This window comes from Bordetella sp. (genome assembly GCF_051960075.1).
GTDB lineage: Bacteria > Pseudomonadota > Gammaproteobacteria > Burkholderiales > Burkholderiaceae_B > Bordetella.
On sequence record NZ_JBQCER010000078.1, the window covers coordinates 1 to 25,984 of the forward strand.

Here is a 25,984-nt window from a genome sequence, read left to right on the forward strand (position 1 = left end):
CTTTTTTTAATTGGCGCAAAACAAGCGCGGCGCAAAATTAAATCTCTCGCAATTTTAATATATCTTTAAAAAAAAACCTTGAACAATACAAAACACGACTTGCTTTCCCAAGTCGCCGGTTACTACTCCGAAAAACTTGCAGAGCATGGGGAAACGCCTCGCGGAGTCGACTGGAATGGAGAGGAAGGGCAACTCCTGCGCTTCAAGCAACTTTGCAAAGTGGTTCAGGGCGCTGAAGCGACTTTTTCTATTAATGATCTCGGCTGCGGATATGGTGCATTGTTAGACTACCTCACGCCCATATATTCAATTTCATCATATCTTGGCATCGATATATCCGAGCATATGGTGCTCGCGGCAGAAGCTCGTCATAAAAAAAACGCCAATGCGCGGTTCATCACCGCTATACAACCCGACAAACCGGCAGATTATGGTGTTGCCAGCGGCATATTTAATGTTCGCCTTGAACGAAGCGACGCCGAATGGCTCGACTACCTACAGGCCACACTAGACCTGCTCAATCAGACTAGCCTGCACGGGTTTTCCTTCAATTGTTTGACCTCATACTCTGATGAAAATAAGAAGCGCGATTATCTTTATTACGCAAATCCGTGCCAAATCTTTGATCTATGCAAGCGCCGGTACTCTCGCCATGTAGCCTTGCTGCATGACTATGGCCTTTATGAGTTCACCATCCTCGTAAGGAAACCTTGATGCATAAGAAATTGGTTATCTTCGGAACTGGCGATATAGCTCAACTGGCGTATTACTATTTCTGCAACGACTCCAATCATGAGGTTGTCGCATTTACTGTGGATGCCAATTATATAAAAGAACCCAGCTTCTGCGGCTTGCCTGTAGTTCCTTTCGAAAATATTTACACTGAATATCCACCCTCGGATTTTCAAATCTTTATTGCATTGAGCTATTCAAAAATCAATGCGATTCGTAAGGAAAAATATTTGATGGCCAAGGCATTGAACTACGAATTAGCCAGTTATATCAGCACGAAAGCAACAGTGCTAAATGAGAATAAAATTGGCGAAAATTGTTTTATTCTCGAAGATAACACTATTCAACCTTTTGCAGAGATAGGCAACAATGTGACCCTATGGAGCGGAAACCACATAGGTCATCATTCATTTATTTCGGATCACACATTTATTGCTTCCCACGTAGTTGTCTCCGGCGGCGTGAAGATTGGGGAGCAATGCTTTATTGGCGTAAACGCCACATTGCGCGATCACATCCAAATCGGCGATCGTTGTGTAATTGGTGCTGGTGCACTGCTGCTATCAAGTGCCGACGCCGAAGGCGTCTATCTAGGTCCAGTCACTGAGCGCTCTAGAGTTCCGAGCACGAGGTTGAGAGGAATATGACCCGATACTGGAAAAAGCTGGGCCAGCTTTATGTGCCTTCCGGCAGACGACATCCAAAGTTGCTCTCGCACGCTGCGAATCCTCTGCCAGTTCATTTGGAGGGTGATGTATATCGTATTTTCTATAGCGGCCGCGACGAACGGAATCGCTCTTCCGTGGGAGCGGTCGATATAGACGTCGCCCAGCGCGAGATAACGGCTGAACACGATCTTCCATTCTTCGAGCACGGTCCGGCCGGCAGTTTCTATGCCGATGGCGTAAGCATCGGCAACTGCTATGAAACCCATGGTGTCCGTTACATGTTGTTTATGGGGTGGCAGGCACCAGAAGGCGAACATTGGCGGGGCGATATCGGTCGCCTTGTTCTGACAGATAAATGTACGCTGGAATTGGACAGTGACTTACCGTTCATGGGTACCACTGCAATAGATCCGATTAGCTTATCTTATCCCTGGGTACTACCGAGACAAGAAGGCGGCTTTGACATGTGGTATGGATCCACTCATACCTGGAATGCTGGCAACGGAGAGATGCTGCATGCGCTTCATCATGCTTCCTCGGATGACGGCCGTCAGTGGCAACGCAACGGCTTGGCGGTCCCCTACATCCTAGGAAGCGCTCAGGCGTTCTCAAGACCGACGGTCCTGCCTGGCAAAGACGGTGGTCTGGATATGTGGTTTTCCTTTCGCAGTGGCTCTGGTGAAAAATACCGCATTGGCCATGCGAAAAGCGATACCGCAACAGGCTGGTCGCTTGATCTGGAAAATTGCGGCATTTCTGTCGCGGACGAGGGGTGGGATTCGGAAATGATCGAATATCCCTTTGTGTTCGATCATAAAGGGGAAAGATACATGCTGTACAACGGCAATGGTTATGGGAAAACGGGCTTTGGTTTGGCGATCTTAGATGAACGATAAATTGATTCAGGCTTTATCAAACATCTCTCTAAGACAGATATTCAGCTTCGTGCTGATCGGCGTGTTGACCAATCTCATCGGATATGGAATTTACATTCTCCTGACATATTATGGAGTTACACCGAAATTCACGGTAACGATTCTTTATCCCATAGGTGCAACCATTGGTTTTTTTGCAAACCGACGCTTCACATTTCAACATAATGGTCGCATGGGAGTTGCTGGCGTCCGTTATCTGGTAGTGCAGATACTAGGCTATTTGTTGAATATTTTCATGCTAGCTTTTTTTGTAGACAAACTAGGCTTTCCGCATCAAATTATCGAGGCTTTCGCAATTGCGGTAGTGGCGATTTTTCTATTTGTCTCGTCCCGTCTTTTCGTATTTATTTGATACCAGGCCAACATTGGAGTAATGCGGCCATGAGAGCCTGTCTTAAATGTAAGCATGTTTTCTCCTCGGACGCCTGGCGATGTCCTGCATGTGGGTATGAGCCGATTTCTCTGGCGGGTATCACAGCCCACGCACCGGAATTCGCGAATGCGGGCGGTGGGTTCAAACCGGAATACTTCGCAGAACTGGCTAGATTGGAAGCAACCAACTTCTGGTTTCGCGCTCGCAACAGCATTATTCTCTGGGCCTTGAATACCTATGCGCCCGATACACGCTCCTTCCTGGAGGTGGGTTGTGGTACCGGCTTTGTACTGTCAGGCATCGCAAAGGCACACCCGGATATGGCCTTGCATGGGAGTGAGATATTTCTCGATGGTTTATCTCACGCGGTTGCCCGTGTTCATGGCGCGCAATTCATGCAGATGGATGCGCGCCGCGTACCGTTTGTGGACGAATTCGATTCGGTAGGAATATTCGATGTTCTTGAGCACATCGAAGAAGACACCACTGTACTCGCGCAATTGCATAGATCACTCAAGCCTGGTGGCACCTTGTTTCTGACAGTGCCGCAGCATAGGTGGCTGTGGAGCGCTTCAGATACTTATGCATGTCACATACGGCGCTACACGAAGAGCGAGCTTCATGAAAAGGTTATCGGCGCCGGATTCTCTATTGAGCGTAGTACATCCTTCGTAAGCCTATTGCTGCCTGCCCTGCTGCTCTCTCGTGGCACAACCCGTAAATTGGATGAAAATTTTGACTCAACCACCGAATTTCGTCTTCCTGGTTTTCTGAATGCATTTCTTCTCGGAGTAATGTTGTTTGAGCGCAGACTGATTTCGTGCGGTATCAGTTTTCCGCTTGGTGGCTCCCGATTGGTTGTAGCGAGAAAGGTCAATAGCTGATGCGAACCCCCTTCAATAAACCCTATATGTCCGGCAAAGAGCTCTTCTATATTGCCGAAGCACATTTCAACAAGATGTTGGCAGGTGATGGACTTTTTACTAAGCGCTGCCATTCCTGGCTTGAGTCCCGTACTGGAAGCGCCAAAGCCTTACTTACGCACTCCTGCACTGCAGCGCTCGAAATGGCGGCACTCTTGCTCGACATTCAGCCAGGCGACGAAATCATCATGCCGTCTTATACCTTCGTGTCGACGGCAAACGCTTTTGTGCTGCGTGGCGGCGTACCAGTATTTGTCGATATACGCGAAGACACTCTAAATTTGGACGAAAAGCTGATCGAAGCTGCAATCACACCTCGCACCCGAGCAATCGTACCCGTGCATTATGCTGGTGTAGCTTGCGAGATGGACACCATCTTGGATATAGCCAAACGCCATCGGTTGCATGTTGTGGAAGATGCCGCGCAAGGTGTCATGGCGAAATATAAAGGTCGCGCACTGGGTAGCCTTGGCGATCTCGGTGCCTACAGTTTTCACGAAACCAAGAATGTCATTTCTGGCGAAGGCGGTGCCCTGCTTGTAAACGAAGCATCTTTGACGCTGCGCGCGGAAATTATCCGAGAAAAAGGCACTGATCGCAGCCGCTTTTTCCGGGGTGAGGTCGATAAATATACGTGGCAAGAAGTAGGCTCGTCGTTCTTACCGGGTGAACTCATTGCAGCCTTCCTTTGGGCGCAACTTGAAGAAGCCAACCGCATTACGGCGGAGAGACTCGCCCATTGGCAGCACTACCACGAGTTGATGGAGCCGCTTGAATCAAGAGGAGTTTTGCGACGTCCTATCGTACCGAACGAGTGCCAGCACAATGGACACATGTATTACATATTACTGTCCCCAGGAATCAACCGTCAGACACTGCTGGATAAGTTCAAGCAAAACGATATTGGATCAGTATTCCACTATGTCCCGCTGCATTCTTCACCAGGAGGGATGCGATATGGACGAACACATGGCGATCTGACGATCACCGATCGGCAGTCCGAGAGATTGGTACGCTTGCCGATGTGGGCAGATCTGACGATAGAACAGCAGAGCCAGATTGTTGATGTTTTGCATGAAGCATTGAATTGATCGGGATTTCTTAAGAGGCATCTAATCGTGAAACTCTCTATTGTTGCAACGCTCTACCACTCGGCACCTTACATCATCGAATTCCATCGAAGAGTATGTGCTGTAGCACAGCAACTGGCAGGAGAGTCTTATGAAATTATTCTTGTGAACGATGGCTCACCAGACAATAGTCTTGCGCTTGCAGTACAACTCGCCGAAAGCGACCCTCATGTCAAGGTCATCGATCTATCCCGGAACTTCGGTCACCACCATGCAATGATGAGTGGGTTGGAAGCGGCAAAAGGGGATCACGTCTTCTTAATCGATAGCGATCTTGAAGAGGAGCCAGAATGGGGAATCGATTTCGATGCTGATATGGCCCGCGAACAGTGCGATGTCGTCTACGGGATACAGACCCAGCGCAAAGGCAGCGCCGCGGAACAGCTAACCGGGAAAATCTTCTATCGAATATTTCGGCTCTTCACCAGGATCGATCAGCCGGACAACATCACGACTGCACGGCTTATGTCACGCCGCTATGTAGACGCACTATTGCTACACAAAGAACGAGAGATAAATATAGGCGGGCTTTGGATCATTACCGGGTTCAATCAATATCAACGACCAATAAAAAAGCACTCTAGCAGCCCCACGACTTATTCTCTATCTCGCAAGATAAATCATCTAGTCAATGCCATAACTTCATTCAGCAATTTCCCGTTAGTATTTACTTTCTACTCCGGGGCTGCCATCTCGCTTTCCGCGCTACTATATATTATGTATTTGATAGCTAGATATTATATAGTCTCGAGACCGCCTACTGGGTACACATCCCTGATAGCATCAATCTGGTTTTTCTCAGGCTTAATAATATTCTTTCTTGGTATTCAGGGAATCTATATTTCAAAGATATTCTCAGAAGTAAAACAACGACCAAGAACAATAATTCGCCAGATATATGGCACATCACAGACTGCGGATTAGTGACAATGCTCCCCAGAAATATTCCAATGCAATCCTACGGAGTTAGGATACGCAGTCACGCGGAATCTCATATTGACGACGTTGTTGAACAAGTCAGGAATCTAGGCTATGCAGTCCTGGATTCTGGTTACTCCCAGACTGAACTGACGGCACTATCCAGAGCATTCGACGAAGTGCATGCAGCCTATCTCGCCAAGCATGGCGAATCCAAACTGATAAGCGCCAATGAGCACAACACAATTCGTGCGCTTTTGACTCAAGGAAAAAATATTTTCCTTGAATTGGCTTTGAGTAAAAGGCTCCTGCAAACTATTGAGAAATTGATTTCGGGAAGCTTTATCCTAAATCAACAAAACGGTGTGATAAACCCACCCCAAAGCGAATACAACCAAGGGGCTTGGCACAGAGATCTCCCATATCAGCATTTTGTCTCAAGTTCCCCCCTTGCGATCAACGCCTTGTTTTGCCTAGATGAATTTACATTAGACAATGGTGCAACCTATGTATTGCCGGCATCGCACAAATCAGAAGAGTTTCCCAGCGAAGTCTACATAAAAAGAAACGCAATTCAAGTAACCGCTAAACCGGGGAATTTTATTATTCTTGATTGTATGCTCTTTCACTCTGGTGGGTATAACAAAACCCTTCAATCCAGGCGTGCAATAAATCATGTGTTCAATATTCCATATTTCAAGCAACAGATCAATCTTCCCAACAATCTGAGCATGAGTGAGCTCTCCGTAGAAACAATAAAAATCTTGGGCTTCAATACCATGGAAGCTCAGAGCGTTGATGCTTACCTTAGTGAACGCTTCCAAAAGACCAAATAATATTCAGCAGCCTCCTTCTTAAGATATATGAACGTACTACCTCCCGGCACCATACTTCAACTCATGTATTTGAAGGAGCGACTCCTTCGTCTACCTGTCGGAAAATTTATCGAAGTCGGCCCAGGTTCGGGAGAAATCACTAGGCTGCTTCTGGAAATGGGTTGGACTGGCCGTTCCTACGATCTTGAAGAAAAAACGATTTCTGCTCTAGAGGAGCGATTCGCGATAGATATCTCGCAGAATCGTTTTATGCCTGTGCACGAGAGTTACCTGAATATTCGAACAGAAGAAAAGGTCGATCTAGTAATCTCCTGCATGGTCATGGAACATCTGGATGACAGGCTTGAAGTGGAATTCATGAAAAAATCAGCGAAAATTCTCAAAGCAAGTGGGCTGATGATTGCGCTAGTTCCCGCCTCTCCGGAACATTGGGGCATTGAGGATGATATTGCAGGCCATTGCCGGCGCTATACTCGATCGAGTGTTGAGAATCTGATTAATTCTAATGGCTGGAAACTTAAACACATTGCTGGCCTAACCTTTCCAATATCCAATATTCTGCTGCCTGTTTCGAATTTCCTGGTGAATCGAAGCGAACGACAAAAACTAGCACTCTCGGCATTGGAGCGCACCAAGCAATCTGGCCGTAGATCGGTGAAATACAAGACTCATTTCCCCCCTTTGCTTGGATTGCTGCTAAATAAATATACGCTCTCTCCTTTTCATCTTCTCCAGAAGATATTCACCGACTCCACTCGCTCCCTTGTGCTGTTTTTTGAAGCAACACCATAGATCATGAATTTATCCTCAAATCAATTAGCATATAATTTGTTCGATCTTCATAGTGTAGCCATCAAACGTGGCCTGGAGCAGGATGGTTATTTCATTCTGAAGAATGATGAATTCGCAAATCTTGTTATTGCAGCGAAAAACGAATACTTCAGTCAACTGTCTGAGCTGGAGCTTCATCCTCAAAAGTCTAGATTAGACAGAAAATCGCTGACACGTCGCCCTTGGCGGAAATTAGCCATCGGCTCAACCAACGGTGTTGGTGAACCTTATGCTCAATTTCTAACGACGACCTATTTTTCAGAGAACACGTCAGGCCTGGAAGCTCTAAATAAAGTCTTCTCGACCTTACTTGAGTTGCGGAATAGGCTTTTCGGCATCCCTCATGTTCTGGAAAGCGATGGCATATGGGATGCTTGCAGAATTCACCACTATCCCAGAGGTGGTGGGTTCATGAGCGAGCACCGTGATACGCATTTCCCAAAAGTATTAGGTACTTCAGGAATGCCCTTCTTGCAAGTCTCGGCATGTATGTCGAAGCGCGGCGCCGATTTTCATACCGGCGGAGGGTTCGTTATCGATAAGCACGGAGAAAAAATCGATCTCGAGGCATACGGATCGATTGTTATGTTTGACGGCAATCAGCGACATGGCGTTGACTGTATTGATCTTGATACCCTGCCCGATTATACCGCCCACACCGGACGTTTAGCTGCATTCACGAATATCTACGAAATTCTATCTTAAAAATCAATTATTAAAGTAATATTAATGTTTGCATTTTTGCACCACAAATCGCTTGCCGATGACAGTCAAGGAAAAGATAGGGCGAATTATTTATTCGTTACCCTTTTTTTGACCCAGATAATAATTTTTATGGGTGAAAGTGCGATAACGCGCAGCAAAATTGTATTTGATCAATCCGCTCCAATCGCATTAAGCTGCTTACTAATAGCAGCTGTGCTTTACATGCTTACATGCTGGTTCGGAAGTTTTGCATGGAGCATAGTTGTAACTTATAGCCTGATAGCTCTCTTGATTTATAGTCCGGTTAAAGGGAGAGAGGAGTTTAGCCTTGCGATTGGCTTTATGGGGCTGATCTATACAGCCAAATATTTAAGAATTTCAAAACCCAAAATCCCGTCCACGCTTTTGATGGCGGGAATTGCTAGCGTGACCGTGATGGCCGCTCGCGTGGATACGTCGTTCGATATGCTTTTTCGCTTATATGTTGGCGACTTGGCTCCGGACACGATATTTCATACCAGCATTTCCGCAATGATAAAAAATTATAATTCGATATCTACGGGATTGAATGGTGTTATAACGGTTCCTTATTATGCGTTGTCACATACACTCATGGGTGGCCTCAGCCTAATATCTCATGAATCAATTTTAGAAGTATATGGCGTAGCCAGCAAAATTTTATTTGCTCCAATACTAATATTTACTATCGCAATTGCTTGTGCGGAGCTTAGTAGAAAAAAAGAGCCTTCGATCTCGTTATATTGGAGTGGTATTGCCATCGCGTTATGGTTGATTCCTCGCGCTTTAGGAAGATGGGGTGTCTGGGAATCATATTTCACCTCTGAATCATATATGATCGGCCTTGGATTATTTATGGCGGCGCTGCCATGTCTATTCATGCGCGAATTAAGCAAAACCGATGCGATATTTGTGTTGCTCGCCACTTCTTTAATCACCTATTCGAAGGCAACGGTTGGAATTATTTATGCCGGGCTATGGCTTACGCGAGTGCTGTTTCTGCGTAGAAAAAAATGGCCAAGCAGTTGGGAACTTGCTTGCCTTGGGTGCGCAATAATCCCTGCATTCGCTTTCGCGTTGACACCGGCACAAACACAGACGGCTGCCGACGGCATCAAACTGGCCCCTCTTGATTTTCTCCTGAATTATGGCGGAGGAAATACTGTTGGGGCGCTCGTGCATATGTCAACCGGAACGGCCGGAATAAACGCTCGGCTGATACTAATAGCCATTTGGCAAATCTTAAGTTTTTTTATCTTTCACTTCCTGTTCAGCTGGATTGCTATTGGAGCAGGCGTTAGAAAGTTGGGTATTCGAAAATTATTTCAGGCACCAATCACCATCTATGTGCTAGCGACGACTTGCGTTGGGATATTAGCGGTTCTACTTTTGGGAATCCCGGGTGGCTCGCTTTATTACATATCCAACGTGGCCATGTTCGCAGCTCTTCCATGCGTCATCGTTATTGTTGAATCAAAAGCACTGCATCAGAAAACATCCCGAAATTTAATTTTATTTTTAATATTTACAATACAAATAATTGGAAGCATAAACATCTTCAGGAATGACATTGCGCGCACGAATCGAGATAGAGAAGCTTTGATTACTCCTGCAATAGAAACGTTGCTGTCGCTTCGTTCAAAGCCGAAAAATCAAATATATCGTCTTACCGACGAGCGATTGCCAATCATCCCGGGACTATCTTGTGATGTATACCCTTTGATTTTCCCCGCAATTAGTGAACATGCCTGGATTAATATCATTCGACCGCAAAAGGGATGCCCGCTTATTTACTATGGCTATTCGCAATATGGATTATCTTTAAAGCACCAAGAAATTACCGACAGCCCTAGGATATTAGCCGGTACAAAAATAATTGATAAGAAATTTTCGCCTTAGTAACCATCTTTTTGCCTAAGCCCCAAATTTTAGACAATTGCCTAATTGTCGTGCTTGATTGAATGCGTATATGGCGTAATCTGGATATGGCTGTCATCAATGCGGTGTGTCTTGGTCTGGCACAGATTAAGTAAAATGGCTGCCCGTACTCACTCAGCGCAAAAAATGCCACGCCCCCAGAAAATCTACGTCGCAGGACACCGAGGAATGGTGGGCGGCGCCATCGTCCGCATCCTGCGGGCGACCGGGGGGAACACCCTCGTCACCCGCACCCATGCCGAACTCGACCTGACAGACCAGTCCGCCGTGCGCGATTTCTTCGCGCAGGAAAAGCCGGACCAGGTCTACCTGGCCGCCGCCAAAGTGGGCGGAATTCACGCCAACAACACCTATCCGGCCGAGTTCATCTACGAAAACCTGATGATGGAAGCCAACATCATCGACGCCGCCTTCCGTAGCGGCACAAAAAAACTGCTGTTCCTCGGCTCGAGCTGCATCTACCCCAGATTGGCCGATCAGCCCATGCGCGAAGACGCCCTGCTCACGGGCACGCTAGAGCCCACCAACGAGCCCTATGCTATTGCCAAGATCGCCGGCATCAAGCTGTGCGAGAGCTACAACCGGCAATACGGCGTCAGCCACGGCATCGACTACCGCAGCGCCATGCCGACCAATCTGTACGGCCCGGGCGACAACTATCACCCCGAAAACTCGCACGTCATCCCGGCCCTGATCCGCCGCTTTCACGAAGCGAAAGAAAACAAAGCCCCCAATGTGGCCATCTGGGGCTCGGGCACGCCCAGGCGCGAATTTCTGTACGTCGACGACATGGCGGCCGCCTGCGTGCATGTTATGAACCTGGACAAGGCGGTCTACGACCGGCACACCCAGCCGATGAACAGCCACATCAACATCGGCTGCGGCCATGACGTCACCATCCGCGAGCTCGCCGAAACACTACGCAAGGTCGTCGGCTATGCCGGCGACATCACTTTCGACGCGACCAAACCCGACGGAGCACCACGCAAGCTGATGGACAACACCCGCGTCCACCAACTGGGCTGGCAAGCAAAAGTCGCGCTTCAAGAAGGGTTGACCCTGGCTTACCAGGACTTCCTGAAAACCCCGTCTCTACGCAAATAAAGGTCCCACAGCATGTCTGCGCAACCCAAAGTCGCACTGATCACCGGTGTCACCGGACAAGACGGCGCCTATCTGGCCGAGCTGCTGCTCGACAAAGGCTATGTCGTCCACGGCCTGAAGCGGCGCACCTCGCTGTTCAACACCGACCGTATCGATCATCTCTACCAAGATCGCCACGAGAAAAACGTGCGCTTCTTCCTGCACCATGGCGACATGACCGACTCGTCGTCGCTGGTGCGCATCATCCAGCAAACCCAACCCGACGAGATCTACAACCTGGCGGCGCAAAGCCACGTCGCCGTGAGCTTCGAAGAGCCCGAATACACCGCCAACTCCGACGGCCTGGGCGTGCTGCGCATTCTCGAAGCCATCCGCATTCTGGGGCTGGAAAAGAAGGCCCGTTTCTACCAGGCCAGCACCAGCGAGCTGTACGGCCTGGTGCAGGAGATTCCACAGAAGGAAACCACCCCCTTCTACCCGCGCAGCCCCTATGCCGTGGCCAAGCTCTACGGCTACTGGATCGTGGTCAACTACCGCGAGGCCTACGGCATCTATGCGTGCAACGGCATCCTCTTCAACCACGAAAGCCCGATCCGCGGCGAAACCTTCGTCACGCGCAAAATTACGCGCGCTCTGGCCCGCATCAAGCTCGGCCTGCAAGGCTGCCTGTTCCTGGGAAACCTCGACGCCCGGCGCGACTGGGGCCATGCCCGCGATTACGTCGAAATGCAGTGGCTGATGCTGCAGCAGAACAAGCCCGAAGACTTCGTCATCGCCACTGGTGTGCAATACAGCGTCCGGGATTTTGTAGATGCCGCCGCGCGCGAACTGGGTATCGAGATTCGCTGGGAAGGCGAAGGCGTCGACGAAAAGGGCTATGACGCCAGCGGCAAGTGCATCGTGGCGGTCGACCCGCGCTATTTCCGCCCGACCGAGGTGGAGACGTTGCTGGGCGACGCCACCAAAGCCAAGGAAAAACTCGGCTGGACGCCGCGCACCTCGTTCAAGCAACTGGTCGCCGAGATGGTGACCGAGGACCTGAGGGCGGCCGAGCGCGACGAACTGGTGAAAAAGCACGGGTTCAAGACGCTGGACTATAGGGAGTGAGCATGTCGCATTTCACGATCCTGAACCTACCGACCTTCGCCGATCAGCGTGGCGCATTGACCGTCCTTGAAGGCGCGTTGCCTTTTTCGGTGGTGCGTACCTATTGGATATACGGAGCAGACGGTCAGACCCGAGGAGGGCATCGTCATAGTCATACTCGGCAGGCCCTGATCGCAGTCAGTGGCGCAGTGTCAATCTACATGAATGACGGTATTACCGAAGAAACGGTCGACCTGACTCATCCTGGGTTATGCCTGCTGGTCGAACCCAAGGACTGGCACACCATGACGTTCGGCCCGGGCTCCGTGTTGCTCGTCATGTCATCTCATACGTACGACCGCAGCGAATACATCGATACTCCCTATGAAAGCCCCCAACATGATTGAGTACGAAAGCCTGGCCAAGTCGAACGCTACCTTCATGGCTGAGCTCGAAGCTGCGGCGACCCGCGTTCTGCGCAGCGGCTGGTATGTGTTGGGCCAGGAGGTCGCCGCCTTTGAAGAGGAATTCGCCCGCCATATCGGCGCCAAGCATTGCATAGGCGTCGCCAACGGGCTGGACGCGCTCATCCTGTCCATTGAAGCGCTCGGCCTGCCACAAGGTAGCGAGATCCTGGTGGCTGCGAATACCTATATTGCAACCATCCTGGCCATCGTGCGGGCTGGGTACAAGCCGGTGCTGGTTGAATCTGAACTGGAAACCTTCAACATCGATCCGGCCCGACTACACGCCGTGCTGTCGCCGAAGACGCGCGCCATCTGCGTCACTCACCTTTTCGGCAAGACCTGCCGCATGGATGCAATCGGCGCTTTCGCGCGCGAGCACGGTCTGAAGGTAGTGGAAGACTGCGCTCAATCCCATGGAGCCAAGTTCGCCGGAAAAATGACGGGCACCTTCGGCGATGCTGGCTGCTTCAGTTTTTACCCGACAAAGAACCTGGGAGCTGTCGGCGATGCCGGTGCTGTTGTGACCGACGATGACGCACTAGCCGACAAGCTGCGGCACTTGCGCAACTATGGCTCCAAGCAAAAATACGTCAACCGCTATATAGGCGTGAATTCACGTCTGGATGAGATGCAGGCGGCTTTGCTACGCGTAAAACTGCGGCATCTCGACGAAATGACTGCGCATAAACGGGCGCTGGCAGACATCTACTTCACCGAACTGCCCGGGTGGGTAAACAAGCCCGTGCGCCGCGCGGACGAATTCGACGTCTTCCACATCTACGGCATACGCCATCCGAAAAGGGATCATCTACGGCAGTACCTGCTGGACAGCGGCGTAAAGACCGAAATCCATTATCCGATTCCGCCGCATCGACAGGAAGCCATGCAAGGCATCCTCTCGGGCGAGTACCCCATTTCGGACGAGCAGCACGCAACGGAGCTCAGCCTGCCGATCTCCATCGGCCATACGCCTCAAGATGTGCATACCGTCTGCGAAATCATCGCCCAATACACCCACTAAATCATGCTGACCAACTCCACCATCCTCGTCACCGGCGGCACCGGCTCGTTTGGCAACACCTTCGTGCCGATGACGCTGGCCAAGTACAACCCCAAGAAAATCATCATCTATTCCCGCGACGAGATGAAGCAATGGGAGATGGCCAAACTCTACAATGGGGACCCCCGCGTGCGCTTTTTCATCGGCGATGTCCGGGACCGCGAGCGCCTGTATCGCGCTCTGGATGGTGTGGACTATGTCGTGCACGCTGCGGCGACGAAAATCGTCCCCACGGCCGAATACAACCCCTTCGAGTGCGTCAAGACCAACATCAACGGCGCCATGAATCTGATCGATGCCTGCATCGACCGCGGCGTCAAGCGCATCGTGGCGCTTTCCACCGACAAAGCCAGCAGCCCGGTCAACCTGTACGGCGCTACCAAGTTGGCTTCGGACAAGCTATTCATCGCCGGCAATTCCTACTCTGGTGGCCACGACACCCGGTTCTCCGTCGTACGCTACGGCAATGTCATGGGGTCGCGCGGATCCGTGATCCCCTTCTTCATGTCGATACGCGATACCGGTGAGCTGCCCATTACCGACACGCGCATGACGCGGTTCATGATTTCGCTGGAACAAGGCGTCGAACTGGTCTGGCATGCATTCGTCGACATGGTCGGTGGCGAAATCTATGTCAAGAAGATCCCGTCAATGAAGGTCACGGAAGTCGCCACGGCGGTTTCCCCCGACGCCAAGCACAAGATCATCGGCATTCGCCCTGGCGAAAAACTGCACGAGCAGATGATCAGCGCCGAGGACTCCTTCTATACCTACGAATACCAGGAACACTTCAAGATCCTGCCCGCCATTCATAACTGGGACACCGATAAGGCCCGCATAGGTGACGGCAGGAAGGTGGCAGAAGGCTTTACCTACGCCAGCGACAACAACACCGAATGGATGAGCGTCGAGGCGCTGCAGGGCTGGATGCGAGACAACGCCGAAAAAATCGGCAAGATTTGAAGCGGAGTGCGCGAAATGATCCCTTACGGCCGCCAGGACATAACCCAGGCAGACATCGATGCCGTGATCGCGGTGTTGCGCTCGGATTTTCTGACGCAGGGCCCGCAGGTACCGCAATTTGAGGCGGCCGTGACTGCCTACTGCGGCGCACGTCATGGCGTGGCGGTCAATAGCGCAACCTCCGCGCTGCATATTGCCTGTTTGGCCCTGGACCTGGGCGCCGGTGACTGGCTGTGGACCACGCCCATCAGCTTCACCGCTTCGGCCAACTGCGGCCTGTACTGTGGCGCGCAGGTCGACTTCGTGGACATCGACCCGCGCACCTACAACCTTTGCCCGGACGCGCTGGAACGCAAGCTGGTCCAGGCCGAGGCCGCCGGCCGGCTGCCCAAGGTCGTCGTCGCCGTGCATCTGTGCGGCCAACCTTGCGATATGGCACGAATCCAGGCGCTGTCGCAACGTTACGGCTTCCGGATTATCGAAGACGCCTCGCACGCTATCGGCGGACGCTACCACGGCAAGCCGATCGGCAACTGCGAATACAGCGACATCACTGTCTTCAGCTTCCATCCGGTGAAGATCGTCACGACCGCCGAAGGCGGCATGGCGGTCACCAACAATGACGGGCTCGCTTCGCGCATGGCGCTGCTGCGCAGCCATGGCATCACGCGAGATGCCGCGCAGATGACGCATGCACCCGACGGGCCTTGGTACTACCAGCAAATCGACCTGGGCTTCAACTACCGCATGACAGAGATGCAAGCAGTATTGGGCATCAGCCAGCTCACGCGCATCGACGAATACGTGAGCCGTCGACACGCGTTAGCGGCTCGCTATGGAGAGTTGCTTGCCGGCCTGCCTCTGATTCTGCCCTGGCAGCACCCCGATACCTATTCGGGCCTGCATCTATACGTCATCCGCCTACAGGATACAGCACCTGTGAACCGCCACGATACCTTCATCCGCCTGCGCGAAGCGGGCATAGGTGTCAACGTTCACTACATCCCCATCCACACTCAACCGTATTACGCAAAGTTCGGCTTCCAGCCTGAAGATTTTCCGCAAGCCATGCGGTATTACGAGTCGGCCATCAGCTTGCCGATGTATCCGACGCTTGCGCCCGATCTACAAACAGCTGTGGTCGGTGCGATCAAGAAGGCTCTGCAGCCATGAGGATTGCGGTCATCCCGGCCAGGGGCGGCAGCAAGCGGATTCCACGCAAGAACATCCGCGACTTCTGTGGCAAGCCCATGATCGGCTATGCGATCGAGGCGGCTGCCCAGAGTGGCCTTTTCGAACATATTGTCGTCTCGACCGACGATCAGGAAATCGCGAAGCTGGCGATAGAACTGAAAGCCGAGGTGCCGTTCGTTCGTCCTGCGGAATTGTCGGATGACCATACACCGACAGTTCCTGTGGTCGCGCACGCGATCCGGGAATGTGCCGCCTTGGGCTGGGCGGTTAACTATGTGTGCTGTATCTATCCGGCGGTCCCCTTCCTGCAACCACAAGACTTGAAATCAGCGTTTGAATTATTCGGACAATCGGACGCGGATTTCTGCTTTCCCGTCACGGAATTTCCCTCCGCAATTCAGCGGGCCTTGCGCAGAGCCCAAGACGGTCGCATGGCTCCAATGAATCCGGAATACGAACTAACCAGGACCCAAGATCTGGAACCCGCCTACCATGATGCAGGCCAGTTTTATTGGGGTAGCGCTCGATCCTGGCAGGAAAAGCAGCGCGTGCATAGCAATGCCGTAGGGCACCTTATGCCCTCATGGCGCGTAGTCGACATAGACACTCTGGACGACTGGCTTCGCGCCGAAGCCCTGCATCAAGCTGCTCTTCGCATCAAGTAAACCGCCATGGGAACCGTTGCCATCCGTACCGATGCTTCACTTCAGATCGGGACAGGCCATGTCATGCGCTGCCTGACGCTAGCGCGCGCGCTGCGCGATGCGGGCCATGAAGTGCTCTTCATCTCTCGTCTGCTCGACGGCAATTTCTGCGACTACATAGAAGGGCAAGGCTTTTCGGTCGCCCGCTTGCCCCACCCTTCCGATGCCGAAAGCACTCCGGACTGGCTTGGGCTGTCGTGGGAAACGGATGCGCGGCAAACTGAAGCGGCGCTCGGCAGCGCATTACACTCGATTGCTTGGCTGATTGTGGACCACTATTGCCTCGACGCGCGATGGGAGCGGACGCTGCGCGCGAAGGTTGAACATATTCTCGCCATAGATGATCTTGCCGACCGACCGCATGATTGCGATCTACTGCTGGACCAGAACCTGGGACGGAACGCTATGGACTATTCTGGACTGGTGCCGAGAGACAGCCGGATTATGGCCGGACCGCGATATGCCTTGCTGCGCCCGGAATTTGCGCAATGGCGCGAGCGCAGCCTGTCTCGTTCGCGCTGGCCTTTGAGCCGCATCCTGATCAGCATGGGCGGCGTAGACAAGGACAATGCCACCCGCGCTGTGCTAAACGTGCTTGAAAATTCACCCAAGACAGCATCCGCGGAAATAGAAGTCATTATGGGACAACACAGCCCTTGGCTGGAACAGGTCAAAATACAGGCCTCGCAGATGCGCCGTGCCACCGTGCACGTCAACGTCGGCAATATGGCGGAACGCATGGCAAACAGCGATTTAGCCATTGGCGCGGCGGGAGCAAGCAGCTGGGAACGCTGCTGCCTCGGGCTTCCTACCTTGACGATTATTCTGGCAGAAAATCAGCGCCCGGGAGCGTACGCGATGGATGCATCCGGAGTTCAGCTCACCATCGGCACGCAAGATCAAATCGCCTTGAGACTGGCAGAAAAGCTGAACGGACTGGACCGGCAGACTATGGACAATATGAGCCAGAACTCTCGTGCTGTCGTGGACGGCTTGGGAGTACAACGCGTAGCAGAGGCCATGCATGCCTAGCATTCGCCGAGAAGGCCATATACGGTTGATGGACGTCCATGATCTTGAATTGGTTCTTGGATGGCGCAACCATCCAGACATTCGCACGGCCATGACCACGCAACACGAAATCAGCCTGGACGAACACCAGGAATGGTTCGAGAAAAGCCGAACCAACACCCACAGGACCTTACTTATTTACGAACGACATGAAGCCCTGGGTTATGCCAATCTGGAAGAGAGCTATCCGGGCATTTTCGCGTGGGGGTTCTACGCAGCGCCCGACGCCCCAAAAGGCACGGGGCGCGCGCTCTGCAGGGAGGTTCTAGGCTATGCCTTCGAACAGAAGGTCGCACACAAGGTATCCGGTCAGGTCTTGGCTGGCAATGAAAAGTCGATACGACTGCACCAAGCCTTAGGATTTCGCAGCGAAGGCACTTTGCGCGAACATTGCCTGATCGGCTCTACCTATCATGACCTGATCTGCTTCGGCCTGCTCAAGGCGGAGTGGGTAGCCGGAAACTAGGAAGCACACCATGATCACCAATCGTTCTATTTCAATCGCCGGTCGGCTGATCGGCGCCGATCAACCTCCCTACGTGATTGCCGAACTGTCGGCCAATCACAACGGCAGTCTGGAAACTGCGCTCCGGATTATGGACGAGGCCAAGCGCGCCGGAGCGGATGCCATCAAGCTCCAGACCTATCGTGCTGATACCATCACACTGGATGTGGACCGTCCGGAATTTCGCATAAAGGGCGGTTTGTGGGACGGTCGATCCCTCTATGATCTCTACGAAGAAGCCCACACGCCGTGGGAATGGCACAAGCCCTTGTTCGAGCACGCGCGCGAATTGGGCATCACGCTGTTCAGTTCTCCCTTCGACCCCACGGCTGTCGACTTACTGGAATCGCTGGACGCTCCCGCCTACAAGATCGCGTCTTTCGAAGCCGTGGATATACCCCTGATTCGCTATGTAGCGAGCACAGGCAAACCCATGATTATTTCTACGGGTATGGCCAATGAGATCGAGATCCAGGAGGCTGTCGATGCCGCCCGCAGCGCCGGCTGCCAACAGTTGGCCCTCTTACATTGCGTAAGCGGCTATCCAGCCCCCAGCGATGAATACAATCTGCGCACGATTCCAGATATGCGCGAAAAGTACAACACCCTAGTTGGGCTGTCCGATCATACGCTAGACAATACGACCGCTATTACAAGCGTTGCCGTGGGCGCCTGCATTATCGAAAAACATTTCACCCTAGATAGAAGCGGCGGAGGTCCAGACGATAGCTTTTCTTTAGAGCCACAAGATATGGCGAATTTGTGCAGAGACACAAAAACAGCCTGGAAGGCACTGGGGCGGATCAACTATGCCAGAACTGCGAGCGAAGTTGGCAACATTCAATTTCGACGTTCATTGTATGTCGTGCAGGACATAAAAGCCGGTGAGATATTTACCTCGCAGAACTTGCGTTCGATTCGTCCAGGATTTGGCTTGGCTCCGCGCCATCTGGACGCCATTTTGGGAAAAGCGGCAAATATTGCTATCGCTCGTGGCACCGCGTTGACCTGGGAGATGGTCAATACATGATAAAAAATGATCTACCTCCCATTCGAGAACTGATCAAATCTTGGCGTTCGTGCGACGAGCTATTCTTTCTCAAGAAATATTTTGATGAATCACATGGGTTAGGCTCTACGAAACTACCGACCCCCGCGTCCATCTCTTTCGCCAAAAAAAAACCTTCCATTTTTCAGCGTATAGCAGGTAGGTTTATCGCTATATTTAATTTTTTCCTGCTGCTAGTTCGATGCGGCGTAGCCCCAAAAGGGCGAATACTGGCCTTTAATCATTCGACACGAATTCGGCAAGCTGGAGAAAAATCACGCCCATTATACCTTTCCGAAAATCTTGATCTCTCTCAGATTATAATTTTCGAGGATTCAAAAAATTCCTTAAATTATAAAAATCCTGGATTACGACTCAACTCTACCCATGTCGACAGAGTTGCGGCCTTGATAACGACCCTGTTATCTCGCTTATATCAGGTACAAACTGGAACCACAGATCCTTTCATTATTAATTTTGCAGTCAAACGGGCTCTCTGGCGATTCATTTTTTTAATATTATCACCGAAGTCTATAAATTTGATTGTATGGTACGGGAAAGAGGCGATAATCTCGGCGGCTAAATCCCTCGATATCTGCGTATCTGATATTCAGCATGGAATTATCTATCGTTCACATCCATTTTATAATCTAGAAAAATCCAGAAATATTCCGCGCAGCGAAGCCTTACTTCCAGATTTTTGCTATGTCTATGGGCAATATTGGCGTGATTTACTACTGCAATCAGGTTGGTCGCCCTCTCAAGTAAAGATTATAGGATATTTCCTCGATACCGGGCCTGCTTGCCCCGTCCCGATTGATTCCCCTTATATTTTATATACAACTCAACCTCACACTAGCCAGATAATCAAGCAGCACATACAATCCATTCTTCCAGAATGCCGCCGACGCCGTTGGAAAATCGCCATTGCACCTCACCCTAATGAAGCAAAAGGCTTATATCAGGATATCTTGGAAGATGATGTCATTTTGACCGGAAATGATTCATACGATCTTCTACGGGAATGTGTCGTACATATCAGCGTATCCTCGACATTATTATGGGAGGCGATGGCTTTTAACAAACCGAGCTATATTTTGCAATTCGGCATGGAAGCTCAGGATCTTCTCACCGATCTAGTCAAATTCGGTTTTGGTCGTCCTCTTGAAAATGGAGAATTTCCGTCTCCCTATTCGCTGCCGATGACCCCGTCTCGCAATATATTTTTCGAGGATACGGTAGATTCCTCAGTTTTCGTATGAACAAAATCGACTCGTTGATCCATGGCCTGCCTACTTAAGCTTCCTCTGAGTTCCTCTAAAGGTGTCGTCACCTTTACAACGCAAGAATGGCGGCGCATTCAGTCATCTTCCGATTTATTGCAAGAACTGGCAAAGCTGCGCGACATCTATGTCATTGGTTTGCACTTCAATTGGCACGATTATCAATTTTCCCCTCCGCCTCAATTTGATTTCTTTATGGCAGGAGAAGAAGACCTACGTCCAATCGACGACAAGCCATATCGCCTGCTATCGATGGATGCCTGCAATTTCACTCCATCGGCTTACTTTCCGGCGGGGGCCGAATCAAAATTCTGGGATGTTTTAATAGTTGGAAATCCGGTTTTCTTCAAACGACCGGAAATCGCTTTGCGCACAATACGCGATTTATTCGACAAATCCGAAAAACCTCTCCGTGTTCTTTATATATGCCCAATTCCTGAACATCGCTTTTTTGATGAGGCTACTGTTTTATATGGAATAAGGGAATATTATGAGGCATTGTTTACAATAGAGGAACGAACTCGATTTACGCTTCTAACGACCAACTTCGATTCGCCTAATCCATTTGACAGAACAACGCTTTCCGTTTTTTTTCGTAATAGCAAGGTTTTTTTGCATTGCGCGACTGAAGAGCGCAGATGCCGAATTGCAGCATACGCGTGGTGTGCAGGCCTACCAGTAGTTGCCTACCCCAGCGTAGCGTCGATTCTTCCACAAGCATTGCGACAGTCGCCCGGATACTATGCGGTAACGGATGATAATCAATATGCTGATGCCCTTATAAATGCCCTGACAAATGCGAGCTCTTTTGATGCAGGCGCTTATCACGAAGAGCTTTCTGAGATAAAAACAACTGCGAAGCTTGAACTTAAACTTGCCGATATATTTTTGGACTTGAACATCCCCTTCGAAGGTAGCCTTCTAAGCCAAAATCTTGACAGACGCTTGGGTTGGCATCATCAAGGCATAGGGGGAGTAGCAAATGGCTTGCAGCAATCCCTACAGGAATTCATGATCACGATATCTACTCTGGATGGCCTTGACGCGAAACTATTTCAGCGGATGGTAAATCATGAATATCCCGAACGTGTCCTTGCCAACGAGTGTGATTCCGCTGCGCATCTTGATACGGCCAAGGTAGAACACGATCTTATCTATCTCAATGCGAACAAGCGGAAATGGCTGAATTTGGCAAAGCATATTAAAACGAGAATATTCGGCTGACTCGCACGATCATGAGCACCATTGAAAAACACACCATAGTCATTAGCTCTAGTAATACGCATAGTCGTTACTTCCACGATCTATGGTCTTATCGAGATCTTTTATTCTTTCTGTCTTGGCGAGACATTCTGGTCCGCTACAAGCAAACTGTAATAGGCATAGCCTGGGCCGTCGTGCGCCCATTGCTTACCATGTTGATTTTTTCGTTTGTGTTCGGGCGCATTGCAAAACTACCATCCAGCGGCACAGCATACCCGCTGATGGTTTTTTCTGCGATGCTTCCATGGTATTTTTTCGCCGGCGCGCTAACAGACTCGAGTAATAGTTTGCTCGTCAATAGCAATATGATCTCGAAAGTCTATTTTCCCAGATTACTTATTCCAGCGAGTACGATAGCCGTCAGTCTAGTGGATCTTGGGATTTCTCTGGTTATTATGTTGGGACTTATGGCCTGGTATGGCGTATGGCCAACGTTCAGAATTCTGACCTTGATACCCTTGATTGTTATAGCAATTACCGCTGCTCTAGGGTTGGGATTATGGTTCGCAGCCCTTAATGTAAGATATCGGGATTTTCGTTATATTGTTCCTTTTATAACTCAAATTGGGTTATATGTTTCTCCGGTAGGCTTCAGCTCTACCGTCATACCGGAGCATTGGAGATTGGCGTACTCAATTAATCCTATGGTGTCTGTAATTGACGGTTTTCGTTGGGCTCTGCTTGGCACCAATACTGATCTTTATTTCCCCGGCATCATTCTTTCATTAGCTGTGATTTTTATATTATTAGCAAGTGGAATATGGTACTTCCGCCGCACTGAAAATACTTTCGCGGACGAGATATGAGCAATATTGCTATTTCCATCAAGAATCTCGGAAAATCGTACCAAATAACTCATCGTGGCCGAGATGTCATAAGGTACCGGAAATTCGGCGATGCGCTTATAGACATTGCGAAGAGAATTATTCCATTTACGAGAAAGAAAATTCCCCATGAAACAAAAGAAACTTTCTGGGCACTGGATGATATTTCTTTCGACGTGCGACAAGGCGAGCAGATCGGCATCATAGGCCGCAATGGCGCTGGGAAAAGTACTCTACTGAAGATTGCATCGCGTATCACCTCCCCTACGCGAGGTAGCATAGAGATCGCCGGCCGAGTCTCGAGTCTTCTTGAGGTGGGAACCGGCTTTCATCCCGAATTGACAGGGCGTGAAAATATTTTCCTAAACGGCGCTGTTCTTGGCATGAGCAGAGCGGATATTCGACGTCGATTTGACGCCATTGTAGATTTCGCCGAAGTCGAGAAATTCCTCGACACTCCCGTGAAGCATTACTCGTCGGGCATGTACATGCGACTGGCATTTTCGGTTGCCGCGCATCTTGAACCGGACATTCTTATTGTTGATGAAGTACTGGCTGTTGGTGATGCGGCATTTCAAAGAAAGTGCTTGGGGAAGATGAAGGAAGTCGGCGGACAGGGGCGAACCGTATTGTTCGTAAGCCACAATATGGGCGCGATAACCGAGTTCTGCAGTCGAGCCATCATGCTCGAGCGAGGCACCATTAAAGCCGATGGAACACCTGCGCAGGTTATCCCGTTGTATGCAGGAATTGGGCGAGGTAATTCTGCGGGAGTGTTTTCCTTTAAGGACAGCGGTGGACCCTGCCATATTGATCGTGTTTTATTAAGCAACATTCATGATCAACCTTCCGTAGATTTTGAGTTATCTGAGCCGATATCAATAAAAATCGAATATGAAGTTCGTGAGCTGCTTACGGAACTGCAATTTGCCATTACCCTGAATAAAGACGGGATTGATTTATTTCAGACCTTCGACACCGATGATGATCATGAAATTCTTCCCACGATACCAGGACGGTATTTTGCTACATATACCATCCCTGAAAAGACGCTAAAGGAAGGAACATATTCTCTACGAATTACCGCTGGAACTCCCACAGAATTAATGAGGGACATTTCTGGGGAAATAACCTTCGAAGTCGCAAGCCACACACTCAGTTTGTTGAAAAAGAGTTATCGGACTGATAGACAGGGAATAATAATTTCCCCAGGTCATTGGAAGCAGAAATAGGTTCTACTTTCTAATTTTTCGGACAGATTACTCATGGAATATAAACAAATCGATGTGTCTTTCAAGCCCAAGAAAATTGAGCTTTTCAAAAATTTTAGAGAATGCGCAACGGCAAGACAGATTCGAGCAGCACGATGGTCAAGGATCAGAGGATTTTTGAAAAAGGCACTCATAAAATGAACGACACTCTTAAATCCTCATGGAACGCCTTCCCCAAAAGTATCGCGCAGCGCTATCTGAAGTCTTTTGGCCATCCATCGCAGGACTCTCAGCTTGTTCTCTATGAGGTATTGGAGAAACTTGGCCCTAAGCCGATGCGGCTTGTGGATTTAGGATGTGGAAACGGAAATCTTGGAGAGTATTTGACTGAGAAAGGTCTAGCCTTCACGTACACCGGAGTAGATTTTTCAGACGTTTTACTTGACGCCGCTCGTGAGGCGTTCCCTTCAGGAAATTTCGTCTGTGATGACGTTAATACTCTGACAAATTTGCATGAGTCTTTTGATGTCGCGTGCTATTCGCACGTGATAGAAATGCTTCCTTCTCCGGAAAGCTCTTTACGCGCGGCCAGCCGTATTGCGAAGAAAATAGTAATTCGCTTTTTTGAACCTCCGGCGGAGAGAGAAGACTGGGTTGAACTCTTGGATATGGATATTGGTAGCACGCATAAGGTTCCATATTTGCGCCGCAAGATGTCGTTAGATTACTATCGACTAATTCTTTCAAAAATCGATTGCAAGCAAGTAGATATTTATCGCAGTACATCAAAAGATCAAATTCATGTACTTCATTTTAGCTAGATCATGATTATCCGAAATTTGGCTCTAGCCGCAATTGAGAAATTAAAAAAAACGGCATTACAAGAGCCATTTGGATGGCGAGGCACCACGTGTTTGCTTATCGACAACCACATAATACGCAAACATAAAAGTAGGCCTCATTTGTCGCCGTCTTTTGCAGATACGCAAAAAATTGTTCAAGGCTTGAAATCCCAAGGATATTATGCAATAGAGAATTTTATTTCTCGCCAACATTGTGAACTCCTGGTTTCTCGTCTGGATTCAGCGCTGGAGAAAAATCCTTCACTAATTCATCCGGCGACTCCGTACGATCATCGTCTACATGGTGTCGAACAGATCGATGACGAGTTTCTTTTTTTTGCGCAACATCCTCTTCTGCAAGAGATTGCAGATATCTATCTTGAGGAGCCCGCTCGCGTAGCTTTCACCTTGGGGGCGCGATTAGCTGCCTCGCCAGACAATCCTGGCTCTGGCGGAGGCTGGCATAGAGACAACTTCATGAATCAATTCAAGGCCATGCTGTATCTGACCGATACCGGTCCGGACAATGGACCTTTCCAGTTGCTGGCGGGTTCCCATCATTTGGGAAGAATACTTAAGGATAGTAGGATTCTTGCCCATCCTTACGGTAGCGTCCGAATGACCGAAAACGATATTGATGCTCTATTGGCAAAAACAGGCCAGGCTCGTTTACACACCTTGACAGCGAAAGCTGGGACTGTACTTCTCTTTGATTCAAGAACCATTCATCGAGGCGCGCCAATCCGAAAAGGAGTTAGATATGCCCTTACGGACTATTTTTATCCCAACAGGGAGATAACGGATGCGCTTTATCGTCACTTTCATCCTGTAGCAAGAATGAATTAGTGCAGCATCATTAATGAACAATAATTAGAAATGAAAAAATTAAATAACTATGCGCATCGCTCTGCTCGACTCCTATTACTCCGGATTTTTGGCCAATTTCTATGCTGCTGCGTCCGGGCGCGCAGCATTGCCATATGATGCCCAGCGGCAAAGCCTGCTTGAGGAATTGTTCGGTACCTCGGACTTCTATACACGACATCTCAAGAGTCTCGGGCATGAGGCCGAGGACTTTATCGTTAGTGCAGTGCCTCTGCAAACCCGTTGGGCCAGTGAAACAGGATTTCGGTTTAGCAATCTGGGCTTGAATCTGCACCACCGGCTGGAGAGAATCCCCTTCATCAGAACCTTGCTGCCTGGCCTGGCTGAAATCGCAGTCGCACAGATATTGGCCTACAAACCCGACGTCCTGTACTGCCAGGATCTGGCTTTTCTACCCCCGGCAAAGCTGCGCGAACTGAAGCGGCACGTAAATTTGATCGTGGGCCAGATCGCCTCGCCGCTGCCGC

General features: G+C 50.0%; 28 protein-coding genes. All 28 read left to right on the top strand.

The genetic code is table 11. The features are described from left to right. Positions 1-78: 78 nt before the first annotated feature. The gene (locus ACTHJ1_RS13280; protein WP_440193106.1) at positions 79-714 is read left to right on the top strand and encodes a class I SAM-dependent methyltransferase; all 636 of its coding nucleotides are present in this window, start codon (positions 79-81) and stop codon (positions 712-714) included. Continuing rightward, on the top strand, positions 714-1,379 hold the full coding sequence (locus tag ACTHJ1_RS13285; RefSeq protein ID WP_440193108.1) for an acetyltransferase: 666 nt from the start codon (positions 714-716) through the stop codon (positions 1,377-1,379). Before ACTHJ1_RS13280 ends, ACTHJ1_RS13285 begins: the two co-directional genes overlap by 1 nt. Next, complete coding sequence (locus ACTHJ1_RS13290) at positions 1,376-2,296, top strand: hypothetical protein (protein WP_440193110.1); 921 nt, start codon at positions 1,376-1,378, stop codon at positions 2,294-2,296. The genes ACTHJ1_RS13285 and ACTHJ1_RS13290 overlap by 4 nt, the downstream gene beginning before the upstream one ends. After that, positions 2,286-2,687 (top strand): GtrA family protein, encoded by a 402-nt coding sequence (locus tag ACTHJ1_RS13295; protein WP_440193112.1) that lies wholly within the window; start codon positions 2,286-2,288, stop codon positions 2,685-2,687. The genes ACTHJ1_RS13290 and ACTHJ1_RS13295 overlap by 11 nt, the downstream gene beginning before the upstream one ends. 29 nt (positions 2,688-2,716) lie before the next feature. Beyond that, positions 2,717-3,592, top strand: coding sequence for a methyltransferase domain-containing protein (locus ACTHJ1_RS13300; RefSeq protein ID WP_440193114.1), 876 nt, complete (start codon positions 2,717-2,719; stop codon positions 3,590-3,592). Next, on the top strand, positions 3,592-4,722 hold the full coding sequence (gene rffA, locus ACTHJ1_RS13305; RefSeq protein WP_440193116.1) for a dTDP-4-amino-4,6-dideoxygalactose transaminase: 1,131 nt from the start codon (positions 3,592-3,594) through the stop codon (positions 4,720-4,722). Before ACTHJ1_RS13300 ends, rffA begins: the two co-directional genes overlap by 1 nt. A 27-nt stretch (positions 4,723-4,749) precedes the next feature. Then, positions 4,750-5,685: a glycosyltransferase family 2 protein gene (locus ACTHJ1_RS13310; protein WP_440193118.1), complete on the top strand. Its 936-nt coding sequence runs from the start codon at positions 4,750-4,752 to the stop codon at positions 5,683-5,685. A 26-nt stretch (positions 5,686-5,711) separates the two neighbouring features. Further along, positions 5,712-6,515 carry a phytanoyl-CoA dioxygenase family protein gene (locus ACTHJ1_RS13315; protein WP_440193120.1) on the top strand — a complete coding sequence of 268 codons (804 nt, stop codon included), beginning with the start codon at positions 5,712-5,714 and terminating at the stop codon, positions 6,513-6,515. Positions 6,516-6,542: 27 nt separating this feature from the next. Then, positions 6,543-7,307, top strand: a complete 765-nt coding sequence (locus tag ACTHJ1_RS13320; protein WP_440193122.1) for a class I SAM-dependent methyltransferase — start codon at positions 6,543-6,545, stop codon at positions 7,305-7,307. Positions 7,308-7,310: 3 nt separating this feature from the next. After that, a complete protein-coding gene (locus ACTHJ1_RS13325; protein WP_440193124.1) occupies positions 7,311-8,051 on the top strand; it encodes a hypothetical protein in 741 nt (246 codons plus the stop codon). A gap of 24 nt (positions 8,052-8,075) precedes the next feature. Continuing rightward, entirely contained in the window at positions 8,076-9,968 is a 1,893-nt protein-coding gene (locus tag ACTHJ1_RS13330) for a hypothetical protein (protein ID WP_440193126.1), read from the top strand. A gap of 165 nt (positions 9,969-10,133) precedes the next feature. Then, positions 10,134-11,111: a GDP-L-fucose synthase gene (gene fcl, locus ACTHJ1_RS13335; RefSeq protein ID WP_440193128.1), complete on the top strand. Its 978-nt coding sequence runs from the start codon at positions 10,134-10,136 to the stop codon at positions 11,109-11,111. Between the two features lie 12 nt (positions 11,112-11,123). After that, positions 11,124-12,218, top strand: coding sequence for a GDP-mannose 4,6-dehydratase (gene gmd / locus ACTHJ1_RS13340; RefSeq protein WP_440193130.1), 1,095 nt, complete (start codon positions 11,124-11,126; stop codon positions 12,216-12,218). 2 nt (positions 12,219-12,220) lie between these two features. Continuing rightward, positions 12,221-12,604, top strand: coding sequence for a sugar 3,4-ketoisomerase (locus ACTHJ1_RS13345; RefSeq protein ID WP_440193132.1), 384 nt, complete (start codon positions 12,221-12,223; stop codon positions 12,602-12,604). Further along, positions 12,582-13,685, top strand: coding sequence for a DegT/DnrJ/EryC1/StrS family aminotransferase (locus ACTHJ1_RS13350; RefSeq protein WP_440193134.1), 1,104 nt, complete (start codon positions 12,582-12,584; stop codon positions 13,683-13,685). The genes ACTHJ1_RS13345 and ACTHJ1_RS13350 overlap by 23 nt, the downstream gene beginning before the upstream one ends. A gap of 3 nt (positions 13,686-13,688) precedes the next feature. Then, entirely contained in the window at positions 13,689-14,687 is a 999-nt protein-coding gene (pseB, locus tag ACTHJ1_RS13355; RefSeq protein ID WP_440193136.1) for a UDP-N-acetylglucosamine 4,6-dehydratase (inverting), read from the top strand. 15 nt (positions 14,688-14,702) lie between these two features. After that, positions 14,703-15,860, top strand: a complete 1,158-nt coding sequence (gene pseC, locus ACTHJ1_RS13360) for a UDP-4-amino-4,6-dideoxy-N-acetyl-beta-L-altrosamine transaminase (protein ID WP_440193138.1) — start codon at positions 14,703-14,705, stop codon at positions 15,858-15,860. Next, the gene (gene pseF, locus ACTHJ1_RS13365; protein WP_440193140.1) at positions 15,857-16,546 is read left to right on the top strand and encodes a pseudaminic acid cytidylyltransferase; all 690 of its coding nucleotides are present in this window, start codon (positions 15,857-15,859) and stop codon (positions 16,544-16,546) included. The genes pseC and pseF overlap by 4 nt, the downstream gene beginning before the upstream one ends. A gap of 6 nt (positions 16,547-16,552) precedes the next feature. Further along, positions 16,553-17,617, top strand: a complete 1,065-nt coding sequence (pseG, locus tag ACTHJ1_RS13370; protein WP_440193142.1) for a UDP-2,4-diacetamido-2,4,6-trideoxy-beta-L-altropyranose hydrolase — start codon at positions 16,553-16,555, stop codon at positions 17,615-17,617. Next, complete coding sequence (pseH, locus tag ACTHJ1_RS13375; protein ID WP_440193144.1) at positions 17,610-18,122, top strand: UDP-4-amino-4,6-dideoxy-N-acetyl-beta-L-altrosamine N-acetyltransferase; 513 nt, start codon at positions 17,610-17,612, stop codon at positions 18,120-18,122. Before pseG ends, pseH begins: the two co-directional genes overlap by 8 nt. 10 nt (positions 18,123-18,132) lie before the next feature. Beyond that, on the top strand, positions 18,133-19,191 hold the full coding sequence (gene pseI, locus ACTHJ1_RS13380; protein WP_440193146.1) for a pseudaminic acid synthase: 1,059 nt from the start codon (positions 18,133-18,135) through the stop codon (positions 19,189-19,191). Then, complete coding sequence (locus ACTHJ1_RS13385; RefSeq protein WP_440193147.1) at positions 19,188-20,471, top strand: hypothetical protein; 1,284 nt, start codon at positions 19,188-19,190, stop codon at positions 20,469-20,471. Before pseI ends, ACTHJ1_RS13385 begins: the two co-directional genes overlap by 4 nt. 21 nt (positions 20,472-20,492) lie before the next feature. Next, a complete protein-coding gene (locus ACTHJ1_RS13390; RefSeq protein ID WP_440193149.1) occupies positions 20,493-21,716 on the top strand; it encodes a hypothetical protein in 1,224 nt (407 codons plus the stop codon). 11 nt (positions 21,717-21,727) lie between these two features. Beyond that, a complete protein-coding gene (locus tag ACTHJ1_RS13395) occupies positions 21,728-22,561 on the top strand; it encodes an ABC transporter permease (protein WP_440193151.1) in 834 nt (277 codons plus the stop codon). Then, positions 22,558-23,811, top strand: a complete 1,254-nt coding sequence (locus tag ACTHJ1_RS13400; protein ID WP_440193153.1) for an ABC transporter ATP-binding protein — start codon at positions 22,558-22,560, stop codon at positions 23,809-23,811. The genes ACTHJ1_RS13395 and ACTHJ1_RS13400 overlap by 4 nt, the downstream gene beginning before the upstream one ends. A gap of 101 nt (positions 23,812-23,912) precedes the next feature. After that, on the top strand, positions 23,913-24,611 hold the full coding sequence (locus ACTHJ1_RS13405) for a class I SAM-dependent methyltransferase (protein WP_440193155.1): 699 nt from the start codon (positions 23,913-23,915) through the stop codon (positions 24,609-24,611). Positions 24,612-24,614: 3 nt separating this feature from the next. Next, positions 24,615-25,478 (top strand): phytanoyl-CoA dioxygenase family protein, encoded by an 864-nt coding sequence (locus tag ACTHJ1_RS13410; RefSeq protein ID WP_440193157.1) that lies wholly within the window; start codon positions 24,615-24,617, stop codon positions 25,476-25,478. Positions 25,479-25,527: 49 nt separating this feature from the next. Next, on the top strand, positions 25,528-25,984 hold a 457-nt coding region (locus ACTHJ1_RS13415; RefSeq protein ID WP_440193159.1), incomplete at its 3' end, for a hypothetical protein.

Coding starts and splice junctions, on each gene's coding strand:
- ACTHJ1_RS13345 (WP_440193132.1), top strand. CDS start 12,221: ATGTCGCATTTCACGATCCTGAACCTACCGACCTTCGCCGATCAGCGT.
- fcl (WP_440193128.1), top strand. CDS start 10,134: ATGCCACGCCCCCAGAAAATCTACGTCGCAGGACACCGAGGAATGGTG.
- ACTHJ1_RS13320 (WP_440193122.1), top strand. CDS start 6,543: ATGAACGTACTACCTCCCGGCACCATACTTCAACTCATGTATTTGAAG.
- ACTHJ1_RS13385 (WP_440193147.1), top strand. CDS start 19,188: ATGATAAAAAATGATCTACCTCCCATTCGAGAACTGATCAAATCTTGG.
- ACTHJ1_RS13295 (WP_440193112.1), top strand. CDS start 2,286: ATGAACGATAAATTGATTCAGGCTTTATCAAACATCTCTCTAAGACAG.
- pseI (WP_440193146.1), top strand. CDS start 18,133: ATGATCACCAATCGTTCTATTTCAATCGCCGGTCGGCTGATCGGCGCC.
- pseF (WP_440193140.1), top strand. CDS start 15,857: ATGAGGATTGCGGTCATCCCGGCCAGGGGCGGCAGCAAGCGGATTCCA.
- pseB (WP_440193136.1), top strand. CDS start 13,689: ATGCTGACCAACTCCACCATCCTCGTCACCGGCGGCACCGGCTCGTTT.
- ACTHJ1_RS13300 (WP_440193114.1), top strand. CDS start 2,717: ATGAGAGCCTGTCTTAAATGTAAGCATGTTTTCTCCTCGGACGCCTGG.
- ACTHJ1_RS13315 (WP_440193120.1), top strand. CDS start 5,712: ATGCAATCCTACGGAGTTAGGATACGCAGTCACGCGGAATCTCATATT.
- pseG (WP_440193142.1), top strand. CDS start 16,553: ATGGGAACCGTTGCCATCCGTACCGATGCTTCACTTCAGATCGGGACA.
- ACTHJ1_RS13330 (WP_440193126.1), top strand. CDS start 8,076: ATGTTTGCATTTTTGCACCACAAATCGCTTGCCGATGACAGTCAAGGA.
- ACTHJ1_RS13390 (WP_440193149.1), top strand. CDS start 20,493: ATGGCCTGCCTACTTAAGCTTCCTCTGAGTTCCTCTAAAGGTGTCGTC.
- ACTHJ1_RS13285 (WP_440193108.1), top strand. CDS start 714: ATGCATAAGAAATTGGTTATCTTCGGAACTGGCGATATAGCTCAACTG.
- ACTHJ1_RS13290 (WP_440193110.1), top strand. CDS start 1,376: ATGACCCGATACTGGAAAAAGCTGGGCCAGCTTTATGTGCCTTCCGGC.
- ACTHJ1_RS13405 (WP_440193155.1), top strand. CDS start 23,913: ATGCGCAACGGCAAGACAGATTCGAGCAGCACGATGGTCAAGGATCAG.
- ACTHJ1_RS13400 (WP_440193153.1), top strand. CDS start 22,558: ATGAGCAATATTGCTATTTCCATCAAGAATCTCGGAAAATCGTACCAA.
- ACTHJ1_RS13325 (WP_440193124.1), top strand. CDS start 7,311: ATGAATTTATCCTCAAATCAATTAGCATATAATTTGTTCGATCTTCAT.
- pseC (WP_440193138.1), top strand. CDS start 14,703: ATGATCCCTTACGGCCGCCAGGACATAACCCAGGCAGACATCGATGCC.
- ACTHJ1_RS13410 (WP_440193157.1), top strand. CDS start 24,615: ATGATTATCCGAAATTTGGCTCTAGCCGCAATTGAGAAATTAAAAAAA.
- ACTHJ1_RS13350 (WP_440193134.1), top strand. CDS start 12,582: ATGAAAGCCCCCAACATGATTGAGTACGAAAGCCTGGCCAAGTCGAAC.
- rffA (WP_440193116.1), top strand. CDS start 3,592: ATGCGAACCCCCTTCAATAAACCCTATATGTCCGGCAAAGAGCTCTTC.
- gmd (WP_440193130.1), top strand. CDS start 11,124: ATGTCTGCGCAACCCAAAGTCGCACTGATCACCGGTGTCACCGGACAA.
- pseH (WP_440193144.1), top strand. CDS start 17,610: ATGCCTAGCATTCGCCGAGAAGGCCATATACGGTTGATGGACGTCCAT.
- ACTHJ1_RS13395 (WP_440193151.1), top strand. CDS start 21,728: ATGAGCACCATTGAAAAACACACCATAGTCATTAGCTCTAGTAATACG.